Below are 15,094 nucleotides of genomic sequence, written 5' to 3'. Positions count from 1 at the left end.
ATCCGCCGGCGTCGCGCGGGCAATCGCGGAGGAGGACGGGAAGCGGTATCGTCCGCGCGACGATCCGTACGGCGCCGGCCGCGGGCGGATCGGGATCCCGCGCCCCGTCCTTCGAGCCCATCGCACCGTCCCCACCGCCGACCGAACCGGGCCGGCGTCTGCGGCGCCATGCTCCCGGCTCGTGCGATGCGCCGGATTGTCGCGACGACTCGTGAATCCACCGAGAGTCCTCGACGCGTCACGGAGCGCCCCCGCGCGGCGGAGCGCCACACCCGGTACGCGGCGCGCCTCACCGTCCGGCCATCGCGCCCGTGCGATCGACGTAACCCCCGACGCCGAGGTGTGTCACGCCGCCGAAACCACCGTTCTCTAGCGTCCGGAACGTGGGCTTCACCCGCCACGGGTCGAGACCACGTGCGCGTTCCGCGTAACGGCATATCGAGCCCTCGAGGCCCGAACGGCCCGAGCGACCCGAGCGACCCGAACGACGAGGAGGAACGCCCGTGTCGGCAACGGTTCCCCAGGCAGCCGACACCACCGTGCGGACCGTCTGCTCCTACTGCGGCGTGGGCTGCGGCATGCTGCTCGACGTCACCATCGACACCGCGACCGGACGCCGCACCGTGGTCAAGGCCCGCGGCGACGGTGCGCATCCGACCAACCACGGCCGGTTGTGCACGAAGGGTGCCACCAGCGCCGAGCTGCTCGCCGCGCCGGGCCGACTGGGGACGGCCCTGGTCCGGGACGACCGCGGCGCGCCGCCCGTGCCGAGCGGCGTGGACGCCGCGATCGGCGCGACCGCACGGCGACTGCGGGAGATCCTGGACGCGCACGGGCCGGACGCGCTGTCCTTCTACGTCTCCGGCCAACTCACCCTGGAAGCCCAATACTTGGCCAACAAACTGGCCAAGGGCTTCGTGGGGACCAACCTGATCGAGTCGAACTCCCGGCTGTGCATGGCCAGTGCGGGCAGCGGCTACAAGCTCTCCCTCGGCGCCGACGGACCGCCCGGCTCGTACCAGGACTTCGAGCACGCCGACGTGTTTTTCGTGATCGGCGCGAACATGGCCGACTGCCACCCGATCCTGTTCCTGCGGATGATGGATCGGGTCCGGGCCGGCGCCAAGCTGATCGTGGTGGACCCGCGCCGCACCGCCACCGCCGACAAGGCCGATCTGTTCCTGCGGATCAAGCCAGGCACCGATCTCGCGCTGCTGAACGGCCTGTTGCACCTGCTGGTGGAGAACGGCGACACCGACCCCGAGTTCATCGCCGAGTTCACCGAGGGCTGGGAGGCGATGCCCGACTTCCTGCGGGACTATCCGCCGGCCCGGGTCGCCGAGATCACCGGCATTCCGGAGGCGGACATCCGGCAGGCCGCGCGCTGGATCGGCGCGGCGGGGGAGTGGACGAGCTGTTGGACGATGGGGCTCAACCAGAGCACGCACGGCACCTGGAACACCAACGCGCTGTGCAACCTGCACCTCGCCACCGGCGCGATCTGCCGACCGGGCAGCGGCCCGCTCTCGCTGACCGGTCAGCCGAACGCGATGGGCGGGCGGGAGATGGGCTACATGGGGCCGGGACTGCCCGGCCAGCGCTCGGTCATGGTGGCCGAGGAGCGGGAGTTCGTCGAGGACCTGTGGGGTGTGCCGTCGGGCACGCTGCGGCCGGAACCGGGTCTGGGCACGGTGGACATGTTCACCCGGATGGCCGCCGGCGAGATCAAGGCGTGCTGGATCATCTGCACCAACCCGGTCGCCTCGGTGGCGAACCGCGCGACCGTGATCGCGGGTCTGGAGGCCGCCGAATTCGTGGTCGTCCAGGACGTGTTCGCGGACACCGAGACCAATGCCTACGCCGACGTGGTGTTGCCGGCCGCGATGTGGGCGGAGACCGAGGGCGTCATGGTCAACTCCGAGCGCAATCTCACCCTTTCCCGACAGGCCGCCGATCCGGTCGGCGAGGCGTTGCCGGACTGGCGGATCATCGCCCGGGTGGCGAGCGAGATGGGCTTCGCCGACGCCTTCGACTACGACAGCGCCGAAGAGGTGTTCGAGGAGTTGAAGCGGGCGTGGAACCCGACCACCGGCTACGACCTGCGCGGGGTCGGATACCGGCGACTGCGCGATATGCCCGTGCAGTGGCCGAGTTCGGCTCCCGACGGCCCGGACCGGAACCCGATCCGCTACCTGGTCCAGGACGACACGCCGACGGCGACCGGCCGGCCGCGGTTGCGCTTTCCGAGGCCCGGCGGTCGTGCGGCGTTCTTCGCCCGACCGCACCTGCCGCCCGCCGAACTGCCGGACGACGACTACCCGATGGTGCTCAACACCGGACGACTCCCGCACCAGTGGCACACCATGACCAAGACCGGCACGATCGCCACCCTCAATCGGCTCAATCCCGGTCCGTTCGTCGAGATCCACCCGGCGGACGCACGAGCGCTGGGCGTCGCGGCGGGCGATCGGGTCGAGGTGGCCTCCCGGCGCGGGCGCGCGGTACTGCCCGCTCGGGTGAGCGACCGCGTCCGGCCCGGCGATTGTTTCGCGCCGTTCCACTGGAACGACCGGTTCGGCGAGTACCTCGGCATCAACGCGGTCACCAACGACGCGGTCGACCCGATCTCCTTCCAGCCCGAATTCAAGGCCTGCGCGGTGGCGTTGACCAAGGTGGCCGGGCCGTCCCGACCCGAGTCCGGGAACGCGCACCCGGTATCGGAGCAGCGGCCCGCGGCGTCGCCCGGCGGCGGCGCACCGGCCGGGTTCGGCGACTTCGTGGACCTTGCGCCGCCCGTATTCACCGACGAGGAACGACGGTACCTGGCGGGGTTCATGGCCGGTGCGACGCGTTCCCTGGCGACGGTCGGAGCCGCCCGTGTCCCGGTGCTGCCGGCGCGTTCCCCGATCGCGCCGGAGCGGGTGACCTGGGTCAACGGGTATCTGGCCGGGATGTTCTCCGGCGCGGACGCCGAGCCGGCGCTGCGACCCGAGCCCGTCCACCGACCGGAGCCGGCGCCCGAATCCGGGCCGGCCGCGCCGCCGGCGGCGGATGACGACCACGACGTGCTGGTGTTGTGGGCCTCGCAGACCGGCAACGCCGAGGACGTCGCCGGTGCGACCGCGCGCCAGCTGACCGAGGCGGGCCTGCGGCCGAGCGTGGTGGAGATGGCCGACCACACCCCCGATTCGCTGCCGATCGGCGTGCCCGTCCTGATGATCACCAGCACCTTCGGCGACGGTGAGGCGCCGGACGGCGGGGCCGGGTTCTGGGCCGCGCTCGCCGCCGACGGGCGGCCCCGGCTGGACGGGTTGCGCTACGGCGTGCTCGCCCTCGGCGACTCCGGCTACAGCGACTTCTGTGCGCACGGACGGCGGCTCGACGAGCGGTTCGCCGAACTCGGCGGCACCCGGATCACCCCGCGCGCCGATTGCGAACCCGACTACGAGCGGACCGCCGCGCAGTGGCTGGAGCGCGTGGTCGCGGCCCTGACCGGGGACGGCATACCGGGCTCGCCCGCCGCGGACGCGCCCGGCGGACCCTCGACCACCGCCGTGCCGCCCGCGCCCGCGAGTGCGCCTCCCACCGCGCCGCCCGCCGGCCTCGGCTACTCGAAGGCGACGCCCTTTCCCGCTCCGCTGATCGGCGGTCGGCTGCTCGGGCTGCCCGGATCCGCCAAGGAGGTCCGGGAGTTCGTCTTCGACGCGCGTGGCGGCGGCGAGCAGGCCGCCCTGGAGTACGCGCCGGGGGACGCGCTCGGGATATGGCCGGTCAACCACCCCGAGACCGTGGCCGAGTGGCTGGCCGCGACCGGCCTGGACCCGGCGACGCCGATCACCCTGCCCGACCTGGGCGAACTCCCGCTCGGCGAGGCGTTGCGGACGCGGCTGGAGATCGCCCGGATCACCCCGGAACTGTTGCGATTCGTCGCCGATCGCACCCGCGACCGGGACCTGGCGCGGTTGCTTCGCGCGGACAACCGGGGCGAACTGGCCAAGTGGAGCTGGGGTCGCCAGGCGGTCGACGTCCTGGAAGCCTTCCCGATCCGTGCCGCGGCGGACGAATGGGCCGGTGTGCTCCGCCGGTTGGAGCCGCGGATGTACTCGATCTCGTCCAGTCCACTGGCCCATCCCAACGAGATTCGGATCACGGTGTCGGTGGTGCGCTACCGCAACGAGGCCGGTGCCGTGCGCAAGGGGGTGTGCTCGACCTATCTGGCCGAGGCCGCCGCGGCCGGCGATCCGGTGTCGATCTTCGTCCGCCGCGCGCCGCACTTCCGGCCGCCGGCCGACCCGCTGGCACCGGCCATCATGGTCGGCCCGGGCACCGGGGTGGCGCCCTTCCTCGGCTTCCTGGCCGACCGGGAGGCACGCGGCCACCCGGGCCCGAACTGGCTGTTCTTCGGCGAGCAGCGCCGGGCCACCGACTTCTACTACCGCGACGAGCTCGCCGAATTCCGGCGCACCGGTCGACTGGAACGCCTCGACCTGGCGTTCTCCCGCGACCAACGGGCCAAGATCTACGTCCAGGACCGGATGCGCGAGCACGGACCCAGGCTGTGGGACTGGCTCCAACGCGGCGCGCACTTCTACGTCTGCGGCGACGCGGGCCGGATGGCCAAGGACGTCGACCGCGCTCTGCGCGAGATCGCCACGGCGCACGGCGGCCTTTCCGAGGACGCCGCCGAGGCGTACGTGCGGCAACTCGCGGGCGAGCGAAAGTACGTCCGAGACGTGTACTGAGGGCGACCTCCGCCCGCCGCGGTCAGGCGGCCTCGTCCGGTCGGGCGTCCTGTGCCGCCAGTGCGCGCCGGGCCACGCCGATCGCCCGAGGGTCCCAGCCGGGGCGCGGCACCGACGTCAACAGCAGGCGGGTGTACGGGTGTTCGGGCTCGCCGAGCACCCGCGCGGTGGGGCCGGCCTCGACCACGCGTCCCGATCGCATGACGATCACGTCGTCGGTGACGCAGCGCACCACACCGAGGTCGTGGGTGATGAACAGGTAGCCGACGGAGGTCTGTTCGCGGATGTCCGCGAGCAGGTTGAGGATCTGCGCCTGGACGGAGACATCGAGTGCGGCGACCGCCTCGTCGAGCACCAGGACCTCGGGTTCGACGGCGAGCGCGCGGGCGATGGCGACCCGCTGCCGCTGCCCGCCGGACAACTCCCTGGGCAGCGCGTCCGCGGCGCGGGTCCCGAGTCCGACCCGGTCCAGCAGGTCGCGGATGCGCGCGTCGTGGTCGGTGCCGGGGAAGTGCAGCCGCAGGGTCTCCCGCAACACGGCCCGCACGCTGGTGCGCGGGTCCAGGGACAGGTACGGGTCCTGGAAGACCATCTGGATCCGCCGGGCGCGAGCCAGTCGGCCCGCGCGGCCACGGGGGGTGCCGGTCTGCTCGTTGCCGCGCACCCGCACGGTCCCGGAATCGGCCCGCTCCAGGCCGACGATGATGCGGGCCGTGGTGGTCTTGCCCGAGCCGGACTCGCCGACGATGCCGAGCGAGCCGCCGGCGGCGAGCGTGAACGTGACGTCGTCGACGGCGCGCACGTCACCGAACGAGCGGCACAGGCCGCTGACTTCGAGCAGGACATCGCGGTCTCGGTCAGGCATCGACGCTCTCCTGTTCCAGAAGGTCGCTGTGGTGGCACGCCGCGGTGTGCACGGGATCCCGGGGAGCGGGCCTGGCGAGCGGTGCCTCCCGGGCGCAGATCTCGGTGGCGAAAGCGCACCGGGGCGCGAAGGGACATCCCGTGAGCTTCTCGCGCGGATCCGGCGGCTGTCCGTCGATCGCGGTCAGCCGGCCCCGCGGCGCGTCGGGATTGGGCGTCGAGTTCAGCAGCGCCTTGGTGTACGGATGCCGGGGCCGGGCGAACAGCTCGGCGGCGGGCCCGGTTTCCACGATCCGCCCGGCGTACATGACGTAGACCCGGTCGCTGATCGCGGCCGCGAGGCCCAGATCGTGGGTGATGAACAGCAGTCCCGTGGCGAAGCGCTCGCGCACGTCGCCGAGCAGACCGACGACCTCGGCCTGGGTGGTGACGTCGAGTGCCGTGGTCGGCTCGTCCGCGAGCAGCAGTTGCGGGTCGCCCATGAGCGCCCCGGCGATCATCACGCGTTGCAACATGCCGCCCGAGAGCTGACCGGGGTAGCGGCGCAGGGCGGCGGCGGTCAGACCGACGGCCTCCAGGAGTTCGACGGCGCGCGCGTCGGCCGCCGCCGCGGTCATCGTCTTGTTCAGCCGCACGCTTTCGGTGAGGAAGTCGCCGATGCGGCGCAGCGGATTGATCGCGGCCCGCGGGTCCTGGAAGATCATCGCCGCGGTGCGGGTGCGCAGCTCGCGCAACTCGCGTGCGTCCATGGTCAGTACGTCTCGCCCGGCGACGTCGACGACGCCCTCGGTGACGGCTCCCTTGGGCAGCAGGCGCAACACCGTGCGTGACGTGAGGGTCTTGCCCGAACCGGATTCCCCCACCAGCGCGACCGTGTCGGACGCCCCGACGGTCAGGTCGACGCCGTCCAGGACCGGGCGGGCGGAGTGCGGGAGCCGCAGCCGCAGCCCGCGGATGTCGAGTGTGCTCACCGCTGCCTCCCGGCGCCTCGGTCGGCCCAGCGTTCGCCGACGACGTTGAAGGCGACGACGGTCAGGACGATCACCACACACGGGACGATCGCCGAGAGCGGATAACCGCTCTGGATGGCGGATTTGCCGTCGAAGACCATGCGTCCCCAGTCGGGGGTGAGGGCGGGTACGCCCAGGCCGAGGAAGGACAGGCCGGCCAGGTCGATCAGGGCGTACCCGAAGTTGACGGTGGACTGCGCCAGCACAACGGGCGCGATGTTGGGGATCACGTGCCGCAGGCAGATCTGCGCCCCGGAGTGGCCCTGTACCTGGTACGCGGCGATGTAGGGGCGTTCGCGTTCGGCGAGCACGAGTGAGCGGGTCAGCCGACTCACGTACGGGAAGTACGCGATCGCCAGCGCGACGACCGGCGCCATCAGGCCCTCGCCGTACACCGACACGATCAGGATCGCCAGCAGCAACCCGGGGAAGGCGAGGGTGAGTTCCGATCCACGCGAGAGCAGCGAGTCGAGCAGGCCGCCGCGCCATCCGGCGGCGACACCGACGGCGGCGCCGAGCAGCGTGGAGAACAGCACCACCGCGAGCGGGCCCAGCAGCGAGGTGCGCGCGCCGATGACGACCCGGGAGAACGTGTCGCGCCCGGCGGCGTCGACGCCGAGGAGGTGGTCGGCGGACGGCGGGGCGAGGGCGTCGCCGAGCACCCCCGTGTTGGGTTCGTACGGCGCGATCCACGGGGCCAGCAGCGCGGCCGGCACGATGACGCCGACGAACACCAGGCCGGCGACGTACAGGGGTGCACCCTTGGTGCGCAGCCGGGCCAGGCCGGGTCGGCGGGTGAGCGTGGGGGCACTCATGCGTTCGCCCTCGTTCCCAGGCTGATTCGCGGGTCGACGAGCGGGAGGAGCAGGTCGACGATGAGGTTCACCGTCATGAAGATGCCGATGATGATCAGCGAGATGGCCTGCACGGTGGGGAAGTCCTTGGTGGTCGCGGACAGTTCCAGGAGTTGACCGACGCCGCCGACACTGAACGCGGACTCCACCAGGACGGTGCACACCAGCAGGGTGGACACGATCAGGCCCGCCGTGGTCAACACCGGGCCGAGCGCGTTGCGGAACACGTGGCGGCCGATGACGTGCCGCTCGGGCACGCCCCGGCTGCGTGCGACGGTCACGTGTTCACCGTCGAGCGCCTCCAGCATCGCGCTGCGGGTGACCCGGGCGAGCAGGCCCACCAGGTAGAGCGCGAGCGCGACGGCGGGCAGTGTCAGGTGCCACATCATCGTGCCCAGACCGTCGCCGCTGCCGCTGCCGCTGGAGGGGAACCAGCCGAGTTCGACCGCGAACAGGCCCTGGAGCAGGATGGCCGCGACGAAGGACGGTGTGCCGATGGCGACCGTCGTGCCGACCAGCACGGCCGAGTCGGTCGCACCGCCGCGCACCGCGCCGAGCCGGCCGAGCGCGAGGCCCAGGACGACCACGACCACCATCGCCATGCCGACCAGCAGCAGTGTGGTGGGCAGGCGGTCCGCGAGCAGGTGCGAGACGTCGGTGCGGTATTGCAGGGACCGACCGAAGTCGCCGTGCAGCACGTTGGTCAACCAGCGCAGGTACTGCTCGATGAACGGGTCGTTCAGGTGGTACTGCTTCTCGATCGCCTCGAGGGCGGCCGGGGAGGCCGACCGCCCACCGAGGAGGAAACTCGCCGGATTGCCCGGCGCCAGGTACATCGCACCGAACACCACGAACGAGGCGGCGAGCAGGGTGACGGCCATTTCCAACAGCCGTCGTACGGCGAATCTCACGAAGTTCACCCCGCTGCCCCCACATCGGCCGCCCAGGGGTAGTACATGTACGCGATGGTGGTCGGTGCGCCGGTGATCCGCTTGTTCAGGAATACCGTCGAGGGCCATTCCGCGACCGGGATCCACACCACCTCCGCCGCCGCCTTCTGTTGCAGTTTCGCCTCCAGGGCGAACCGCTGTGCCGGGTCGTAGGTTTGGGTGATCTGTTCGACCAGGGTGTCGTACTCGGGGTCGGAGTAGCCGGCGTGGTTCTGGTAGCCGCCGGTGCGGAAGTTGCGCAGCAGGTCGACCGGGTCGGTCACGGACAGGTAGTACGTCTCGGGGAACATGTCGATCCCCTCGCGCGCCGCCGGGTCGGTGAACAGGGCCGAGAACGCGTCCGGCGCGATGGTCTTGAGCTCGATCCGCAGGCCGATCCTGGTTCCGGCGTCCTGGATCGCGGTGGCGAGCAGTGAGACGTCCTGGCCGATCGGGCTGGTCGCGACGGTGAGCGTCTTGCCGGTCGCGCCCGCCTCCCGGATCAGGCGCTTGGCCTGCTCGATGTCCTGCGCGCTCGGCGGCAGCGTGTCGAAGGCCGCGGCCTGCGCGTGGGCCGGAGCACCCGCCCAGGCCGCCCGCGGAGTGAGCGAGTTGCTCACCTTGCCGTTGCCGGCGAGCGCGGTCTTGACGAAGCCGGCGCGGTCCAGCGCCATCGACAGGGCCCTGCGCACGCGGACGTCGCCGAGCGCGCCCTTGGTGCTCGTGACGTTGACGTTGACGGTGCTCAGGCCCTCGCCGTAGTACAGCGTGCCCACGCCGCCGGCGCGCAGCCGCTCGTAGCTCTCCGTCGGGATCAGGAAGCCGCCGTCGACCTCGCCGCCGAGCATCGCATTGGTGCGCGCGGACGGGTCGGTGAGGAAGCGGAACGCGACGGTCTTCGCCTTGGCCTTGGTGCCCCAATAGCCGTCGAAGCGCTGTAGTTCGAGTGACTGGCCCTTGGTCCAGTCGCCGAGCTTGTAGGGCCCGGTGCAGTCCAGGCCGCCGGTGGTCCCGTAGTCCTTGCCCGCCGCCTCGACGCCCTTTTTGCTCGCCACCACGCCCGCGGCGGTGGCCATGAGTTGGGGGAACATCGAGTCGGGCTGCTTGAGCTTGAAGGTGACCTGCAACGGTGCGGTCGCGGTGACCGACTCCACCTTCTCGAACGACTCGGCCCAGGAAGCGCCGAGTTCGGGGTCCATCTGCCGGCCGACGCTGTAGACGACGTCGTCCGCGGTCATCACCGAGCCGTCGTGGAACCGCACGCCGGACCGCAGGTCGTACACCCAGGTCAGCGGGTCGGGGTTGCTCGCCTTCTCGGCCAGGCCGGGGGCCATGGTGAGCTGCGGTGTCCAGCGCATGAGGCTCTCGCACACGTTGGACAACACGGTGTTCTGCGGGTAGTCGAACGCCGAGACGTAGTCGAGGGTCAGCGGTTCGGCGTACAGGGCCCAGCCGAATTTCTCGATGTCGCCCTTGGCGGGCGGCGTGTCGGCGGACAGGCGGTATCCGGCCGGGTCGGCGTGCTTCTCGGGCGGGCCGGAACAGGCGGCGACCAGGGCGAGCGCGGCGGCGGCCGCGATCGGCGGTGCGGTGCGGCGGGCGGTGCGTCCGGACCGGCGCGGGAGATATCCGGGCATCAGGCGGTCCTTCCCGGGGCGGACGAGACGGGGATCTGCTGCGTGATGCAGTGCACGCCGCCGCCGCCGAAGGCGACGGTGCGGGTCGGGACGCCGACGACCTTGCGGTCGGGGAACGCGTCCTGGATGACCGCGAGCGCGCCGGCGTCCGCGGGGTGGTCGGCGGTCGGGACGACGACGCCGCCGTTGGCGATGTAGAAGTTGAGGTAGCCGACCTCGATGTCGCTGCCGCCCCAGGACACGAACGCGGCCTGCGGGACCTCGACGATCTCGAAGGGGCGGCCCAGTGCGTCGGTGGACGCCTCCAGTACGGCGCGGTTGGCGCGGCAGCGCGCGTAGTCCGGGTGTCCGGGGTCCTCGGGCAACTGGATGATCACCTTGCCGGGCGCCACGAACGCGCACACGCCGTCGACGTGACCGTCGGTCTCGGTGTCCAGGAGGCCGCCGTACGGCAGCCAGATCACCTTGGTGACGCCGAGCTTGTCGGCCAGTTCGGCCTCGATCTCGGCGCGGCTCATGCCCGGGTTGCGGTTGGGGTGGAGCAGGCACTGCTCGGTGGTGATCAGCGTGCCCTCGCCGTCGACCGTGATGGCACCGCCTTCCAGGATCATCTCGGAGGCGATGCGGGTGTCCCCGAGCCGCGCGATGAGCGCCTCGCCGACGCGGTCGTCCGAGTCCCACGGGTGGTGCTTGCCGCCCCACGCGTTGAAGCGGAAGTCGACGCCGGCCCGACGGCCGTTCCCGTCCCGGACGAAGATCGGGCCCGAGTCGCGGAACCACGCGTCGTCCAAGGGGAGTTCGATCACCGTCACGGCGTCGCCGCACAGTTCGCGGGCCTGCCCGCCGGCGCCGGGGACGGTGACCATGGTGACCGGCTCGAAGGCCGCGATGGCGCGGGCGACCGCGGCGTACTCGCGCTTGGCGGGGTCGAACAGGTCCCCCCACAGGTCGGGCCGGGTCGGCCAGGCCATCAGGCAGCCATCGTGCTCGGTCCACTCGGCGGGCATGCGGAACGTCATGTCGTGTCTCTTTCGGATCGGGGTGGTGTGGCGGAGATCGGGTGGGACGGCGGGGAGATACGGGTGGCGGGACAGGGACAGGGACGGGGACGGGGACGGGGACGGGGATGGGGACGGGGACGGGGATGGGCACGGCGGGACGGAGGTCGGGGCGGTGCTGGGGCGAAGGGAGCGCGCCGGGACGGGGACGGGCACCGCACGGGCCGGCGCGGTCGGGGCGTGGTCGGCGCGGCGGACGCGGAACGATCCGCGCGCCGACCCCCGCTCGAACGCGGTCTAGGCGACCGGCTCCTGCATCGTGGTGCAGTGGATTCCGCCACCACCGGCGCCGACGCGGTCGGTGTCGAGCTGGACCACCTCGCGGCCGGGGTAGGCCGCGGCGACCACCTGGCGGGCGGCCGCGTCCTTGGTGCGGTCGCCGAACTGGGACATCACCACGCCGCCGTTGCAGACATGGAAGTTGACGTACGAGTCGACGAAGTCCGGGTTGTTCGAGCGCGGGGTGTCCGGTCCGTCGATGCGGATCACCTGGAGTCGGCGTCCGCGCGCGTCGGTCGCGGCCGAGAGGATCTGCAACTGCTTGCGGGCGTCCTGAGCCCAGATGTCGGTGCGGTCGGCGGGCGGGACCTGCACCATGACCACGCCGGGGCGGATGAACCGCGACGTGGCGTCGATGTGGTCGTCGGTGATGTCCTGCCCCTTGATGCCCGGCACCCAGAGCATCTTGGTCGCGCCGTAGGCGGCCAGGACGGCCTGTTCGACCTGCGCCCTGCTCTTGCCGGGATTGCGGTTGGCGTTGACCAGGCTGCTCTCGGTGGCCATCACGGTCCCGTCGCCGTCGGTCTCGATCGCGCCGCCCTCGCCGACGAAGCCGGCGCGGGTGAAGGCGAGCCGGTCGTAGGCAGCGATCCGGGAGGCCACCAGGGCGTCCTTGGCGTGGGTCTGCTTGTTGCCCCATCCGTTGAAGCCGAGGCCGACCGCGTCCCGACCGCCCGAGCCGTCGGTGCGGAACACCGGTGCGGTGTCCCGCGCCCACAGGTCGTCGACGGGAATCGAGCTGATCACGGTTACGGCGGGACCGCACTTGCCGCGGGCCGCGGACGCGCTCGAGGTGTCCGGCGCACACATGATCACCGGTTCGAAGCGGGCGATGGTCCGGGCGATCAGCGCGATGTCGTTCTGGATGCCGCTCAGCTGCCGGCCCCAGATCGTCGACTTGGTCGGCCACGCCATCCAGGTCCGTACGTGCGTGACGTCGTCGGCGGCCACGCGCAGGCCGGCCGCCGCGCGGGCGCCGGCCGCGTTCGCCGTGGCCGCGTGTGCCGACGACGCGCCGAGGGTCCGGGCGCCGATCGCCAGGCCCGCGGCGCCCAGGATGGTCGTGCCCAGGACGTTGCGCCGGGACGGACCGATGTCGGTCGGTTCGGCGGCCTTCGAGGTACCGCTGCGGTGCACTCCAAACATGGCTGACTCTCCCTATCGGGTGCGCGCTCCGCCGGAATGGCGGCATGGGATGCATGGGTTTGCCGACGGCGGACCGCCCGCCGTCCAGGCTTGATGTGCCTGTCGGTGGCCGCGGACTCGTCCGACTCGTCGCGTGTCCGCTGCCGTGCGTGCCGCGTGGGCCGGGCCGGGAGGGGCGGAGCCGGTCCGGCGTTCCCACACTGTGGCACTGACTGAAAAGTCAGTCAATACATCGTTCGGCAAAGGGTTCGGCGGACATGTGGACGTCGAACCCGGTGGGCTGCGGGCCGGGTGACCGGTCGGAGGGCGGCCCGGCGGCGGCGTTCGGCGCGTCTCTCGCGCACGCGGGCGGAGCACGAGATAGCGTGACTGAAAATTCAGTCGGTTTTCTCGTTCGAGTCTCGGGGTCGGCATCGATCCCGCTGTGGGGTGCCAGGATGTCCAGTCGTCAAACCCGGATCTTGGAGGCCGCCGCCCGGCTCATCGCGCGGCGCGGTGTGCGGGGGCTGCGCGTCGAGGAATTGGCCGTCGACGCCGGTGTGTCCACCGGGCTCATCTACTACCACTTCGGCGACCGCGCGGGGCTGCTGAAGAAGACCTGGGAGTTCATCAACGAACGCGCCGAGCGCTACACCACGTCGGGACGCGATCCGGAGGGCGATCCGCGGGGCTACCTGGAGGACATGCTGCTGTTCGAGCTCCAGGACGTTCCCGAGGTCAGGGAGAACAGCACGGCGTGGGGGGAGTTCCGGGCGAGTGCGGTGTTCGCGCCCGAACTCGGCCGCCAAGTGCACGAGGCGACCGAGCAGTGGATCACGGACGCGGCGGACCTGATCACCGCGGCACGCGAACTGGGCGACGTGGCGCCGGACGTGTGCGCACAGGACGCCGCGGAGCGGCTGACCGCGCTCATCGAAGGGCTCAGCGAGCGGTGGTTGACGGGCTCGCTCTCGCTGGAGCGGGCCCGCCGACTGCTGCGTGGTGGTCTGGCTCTGGAACTGGGGCGCCGGATGGCGGTGTCGGCTGTACGAGAGGTTGACTGAAATTTCAGTTGGTGTCAGAGTGGAGATCACGGTGCCCCGGGTGCGCCGCCGGCTCTCGGGCACGATTCGCGAGAACCGTACGAACCGTGCAGCGTGAGTTTGCGCCCGCCGCCTCGGCTGCGCCGTGGGCCGCTGCCGACACGTCTCGATCCCGCGCCCCCTCGGCGCACGCCGCGATCCGCGCGGCGGTACGACCGATTGGAGGTACTCCATGTCCGATTCCCGTCCCGCGCGCCGCGGCATCCTGCACGCCCTGGGATTCGGTGCGTCGACGGCCGATACCGCCTCGGCCGGCTCGCCCGCGTCCGCCGCGGCCGCGGACCGACACCGTTGGCGGGTCCCCGCCGACGACGTACCGCACGCGCGGACCTGGATGTCGTGGCCGGCCGACCGCTCGATCTGGGGCCGGCACTTGTCCGGCGTACAGCGGGACATCGCGCTGATCGCCCGGACCGTCGCGGACCACGAGCCGGTGGTCGTGTGCGCGATCGACGAGGACGCCACCGCGGACGCCCGCGCGCAGTGCGGGCCGGGCGTCACGGTCACGGCCGAGATCCCCACCGACGACCTGTGGATGCGCGACACCTGCGCCGTGTTCCGCACCGACGGCACGGGCCGGATGAGCGCGATCGGCCTCGGCTTCAACGGCTGGGGCGGGAAGCAGACCCACCGCAACGACGCCCGGGTCGCGCGGTATGTCGCCGAGTACGCGGAACTTCCGTTTACCCGAGCCGAGTTCGTCGGCGAGGGCGGGGCCGTGGAGACCGACGGCGACGGCACCGTGATGGCCACCGAGAGCAGCCTGGTCAATCGCAACCGCAACCGCGGCATGTCCAAGGCGGACGTCGAGGCCGCGATCCTGGACGCCTACGGCGCGGACAGGATGATCTGGGTCCCCGGGATCAAGGGGCGCGACATCACCGACGACCACATCGACGTCACGTCGCGATTCATCCGGCCGGGGGTGGTCATGGTGCAGGTGCCGCCGGCGAGCCGCAAGGACGCGTGGGCCCGGGACGCGCGTGAACAGCTCGCCATCCTGTCCACGGCCACCGACGCCAAGGGGCGGCGCCTGCGGGTGCTGACCGTGGAGGGCCCGGAACACGCCCGTTCGACCAACCGTGACCTGGTCGACTCGTACCTGAACTTCCACGTGGTCAACGGCGCGGTCATCACCGCGCAGTTCGGCGATCCGCGCACGGATGCCGCGGCCGGGGCCGCGCTCGCGGACGCGTTCCCCGGGCGCGAGGTGATCCAGCTCGACGTCGACCGCCTCATGGGCGGCGGCGGGGGCATCCACTGCTCGACCATGCACGAGCCGGCTCGCTGACTTGAGCCCGTTCGCTGAACCGCGCCCGCGCCGACCCGTGCCCGGTCGCTCACCCGAGCCCGCTCGCAAGCCCATTCGGCGCCGCCGCGCCCCGTCCCGGCGTCTCGGCCGCCGTGACGTCGCCGCGGGCGGCGGCGGGATCCACTGCGCGACGCACGACCAACCGGGTACCCCGTCGTCATGACCGAGCGGGCGGGCCGAG

10 protein-coding genes are annotated in these 15,094 nt (G+C 71.8%); 3 read left to right on the top strand and 7 right to left on the bottom strand.

Features of this window, described 5'->3' with window-relative positions; translation table 11 throughout:
- The first annotated feature begins 503 nt into the window (after positions 1 to 503).
- Positions 504 to 4,742 carry a molybdopterin-dependent oxidoreductase gene (locus OG948_RS45800; protein WP_331770942.1) on the top strand — a complete coding sequence of 1,413 codons (4,239 nt, stop codon included), beginning with the start codon at positions 504 to 506 and terminating at the stop codon, positions 4,740 to 4,742.
- Positions 4,743 to 4,764: 22 nt separating this feature from the next.
- Here the strand turns inward: OG948_RS45800 and OG948_RS45795 are convergent, their stop codons facing one another.
- The 7 genes from OG948_RS45795 to OG948_RS45765 form a co-directional block, all read right to left on the bottom strand.
- Positions 4,765 to 5,607, bottom strand: a complete 843-nt coding sequence (locus tag OG948_RS45795) for an ATP-binding cassette domain-containing protein (RefSeq protein ID WP_331770941.1) — start codon at positions 5,605 to 5,607, stop codon at positions 4,765 to 4,767.
- The gene (locus OG948_RS45790; RefSeq protein WP_331770940.1) at positions 5,600 to 6,577 is read right to left on the bottom strand and encodes an ABC transporter ATP-binding protein; all 978 of its coding nucleotides are present in this window, start codon (positions 6,575 to 6,577) and stop codon (positions 5,600 to 5,602) included. Before OG948_RS45790 ends, OG948_RS45795 begins: the two co-directional genes overlap by 8 nt.
- Entirely contained in the window at positions 6,574 to 7,431 is an 858-nt protein-coding gene (locus tag OG948_RS45785; RefSeq protein ID WP_331770939.1) for an ABC transporter permease, read from the bottom strand. The genes OG948_RS45790 and OG948_RS45785 overlap by 4 nt, the downstream gene beginning before the upstream one ends.
- Entirely contained in the window at positions 7,428 to 8,390 is a 963-nt protein-coding gene (locus OG948_RS45780; protein WP_331770938.1) for an ABC transporter permease, read from the bottom strand. Before OG948_RS45780 ends, OG948_RS45785 begins: the two co-directional genes overlap by 4 nt.
- Complete coding sequence (locus OG948_RS45775; protein WP_331770937.1) at positions 8,387 to 10,036, bottom strand: ABC transporter substrate-binding protein; 1,650 nt, start codon at positions 10,034 to 10,036, stop codon at positions 8,387 to 8,389. The genes OG948_RS45780 and OG948_RS45775 overlap by 4 nt, the downstream gene beginning before the upstream one ends.
- A complete protein-coding gene (locus OG948_RS45770; protein WP_331770936.1) occupies positions 10,036 to 11,055 on the bottom strand; it encodes an agmatine deiminase family protein in 1,020 nt (339 codons plus the stop codon). The genes OG948_RS45775 and OG948_RS45770 overlap by 1 nt, the downstream gene beginning before the upstream one ends.
- A 276-nt stretch (positions 11,056 to 11,331) precedes the next feature.
- Positions 11,332 to 12,519, bottom strand: a complete 1,188-nt coding sequence (locus OG948_RS45765; RefSeq protein ID WP_331770935.1) for an agmatine deiminase family protein — start codon at positions 12,517 to 12,519, stop codon at positions 11,332 to 11,334.
- A 437-nt stretch (positions 12,520 to 12,956) separates the two neighbouring features.
- Between OG948_RS45765 and OG948_RS45760 the strand changes: the two genes are divergently transcribed.
- Together OG948_RS45760 and OG948_RS45755 are read left to right on the top strand one after the other, a co-directional pair.
- Entirely contained in the window at positions 12,957 to 13,562 is a 606-nt protein-coding gene (locus OG948_RS45760) for a TetR/AcrR family transcriptional regulator (RefSeq protein ID WP_331770934.1), read from the top strand.
- 211 nt (positions 13,563 to 13,773) lie between these two features.
- The gene (locus tag OG948_RS45755) at positions 13,774 to 14,892 is read left to right on the top strand and encodes an agmatine deiminase family protein (protein WP_331770933.1); all 1,119 of its coding nucleotides are present in this window, start codon (positions 13,774 to 13,776) and stop codon (positions 14,890 to 14,892) included.
- Positions 14,893 to 15,094: the final 202 nt, after the last annotated feature.

It is taken from the genome of Embleya sp. NBC_00888 (assembly GCF_045207655.1).
In the GTDB taxonomy this organism is placed as follows: domain Bacteria; phylum Actinomycetota; class Actinomycetes; order Streptomycetales; family Streptomycetaceae; genus Embleya.
This window is presented reverse-complemented; position numbering and strand designations above follow the sequence as displayed.

Coding starts and splice junctions, on each gene's coding strand:
- OG948_RS45795 (WP_331770941.1), bottom strand. CDS start 5,607: ATGCCTGACCGAGACCGCGATGTCCTGCTCGAAGTCAGCGGCCTGTGC.
- OG948_RS45785 (WP_331770939.1), bottom strand. CDS start 7,431: ATGAGTGCCCCCACGCTCACCCGCCGACCCGGCCTGGCCCGGCTGCGC.
- OG948_RS45775 (WP_331770937.1), bottom strand. CDS start 10,036: ATGCCCGGATATCTCCCGCGCCGGTCCGGACGCACCGCCCGCCGCACC.
- OG948_RS45770 (WP_331770936.1), bottom strand. CDS start 11,055: ATGACGTTCCGCATGCCCGCCGAGTGGACCGAGCACGATGGCTGCCTG.
- OG948_RS45765 (WP_331770935.1), bottom strand. CDS start 12,519: ATGTTTGGAGTGCACCGCAGCGGTACCTCGAAGGCCGCCGAACCGACC.
- OG948_RS45760 (WP_331770934.1), top strand. CDS start 12,957: ATGTCCAGTCGTCAAACCCGGATCTTGGAGGCCGCCGCCCGGCTCATC.
- OG948_RS45755 (WP_331770933.1), top strand. CDS start 13,774: ATGTCCGATTCCCGTCCCGCGCGCCGCGGCATCCTGCACGCCCTGGGA.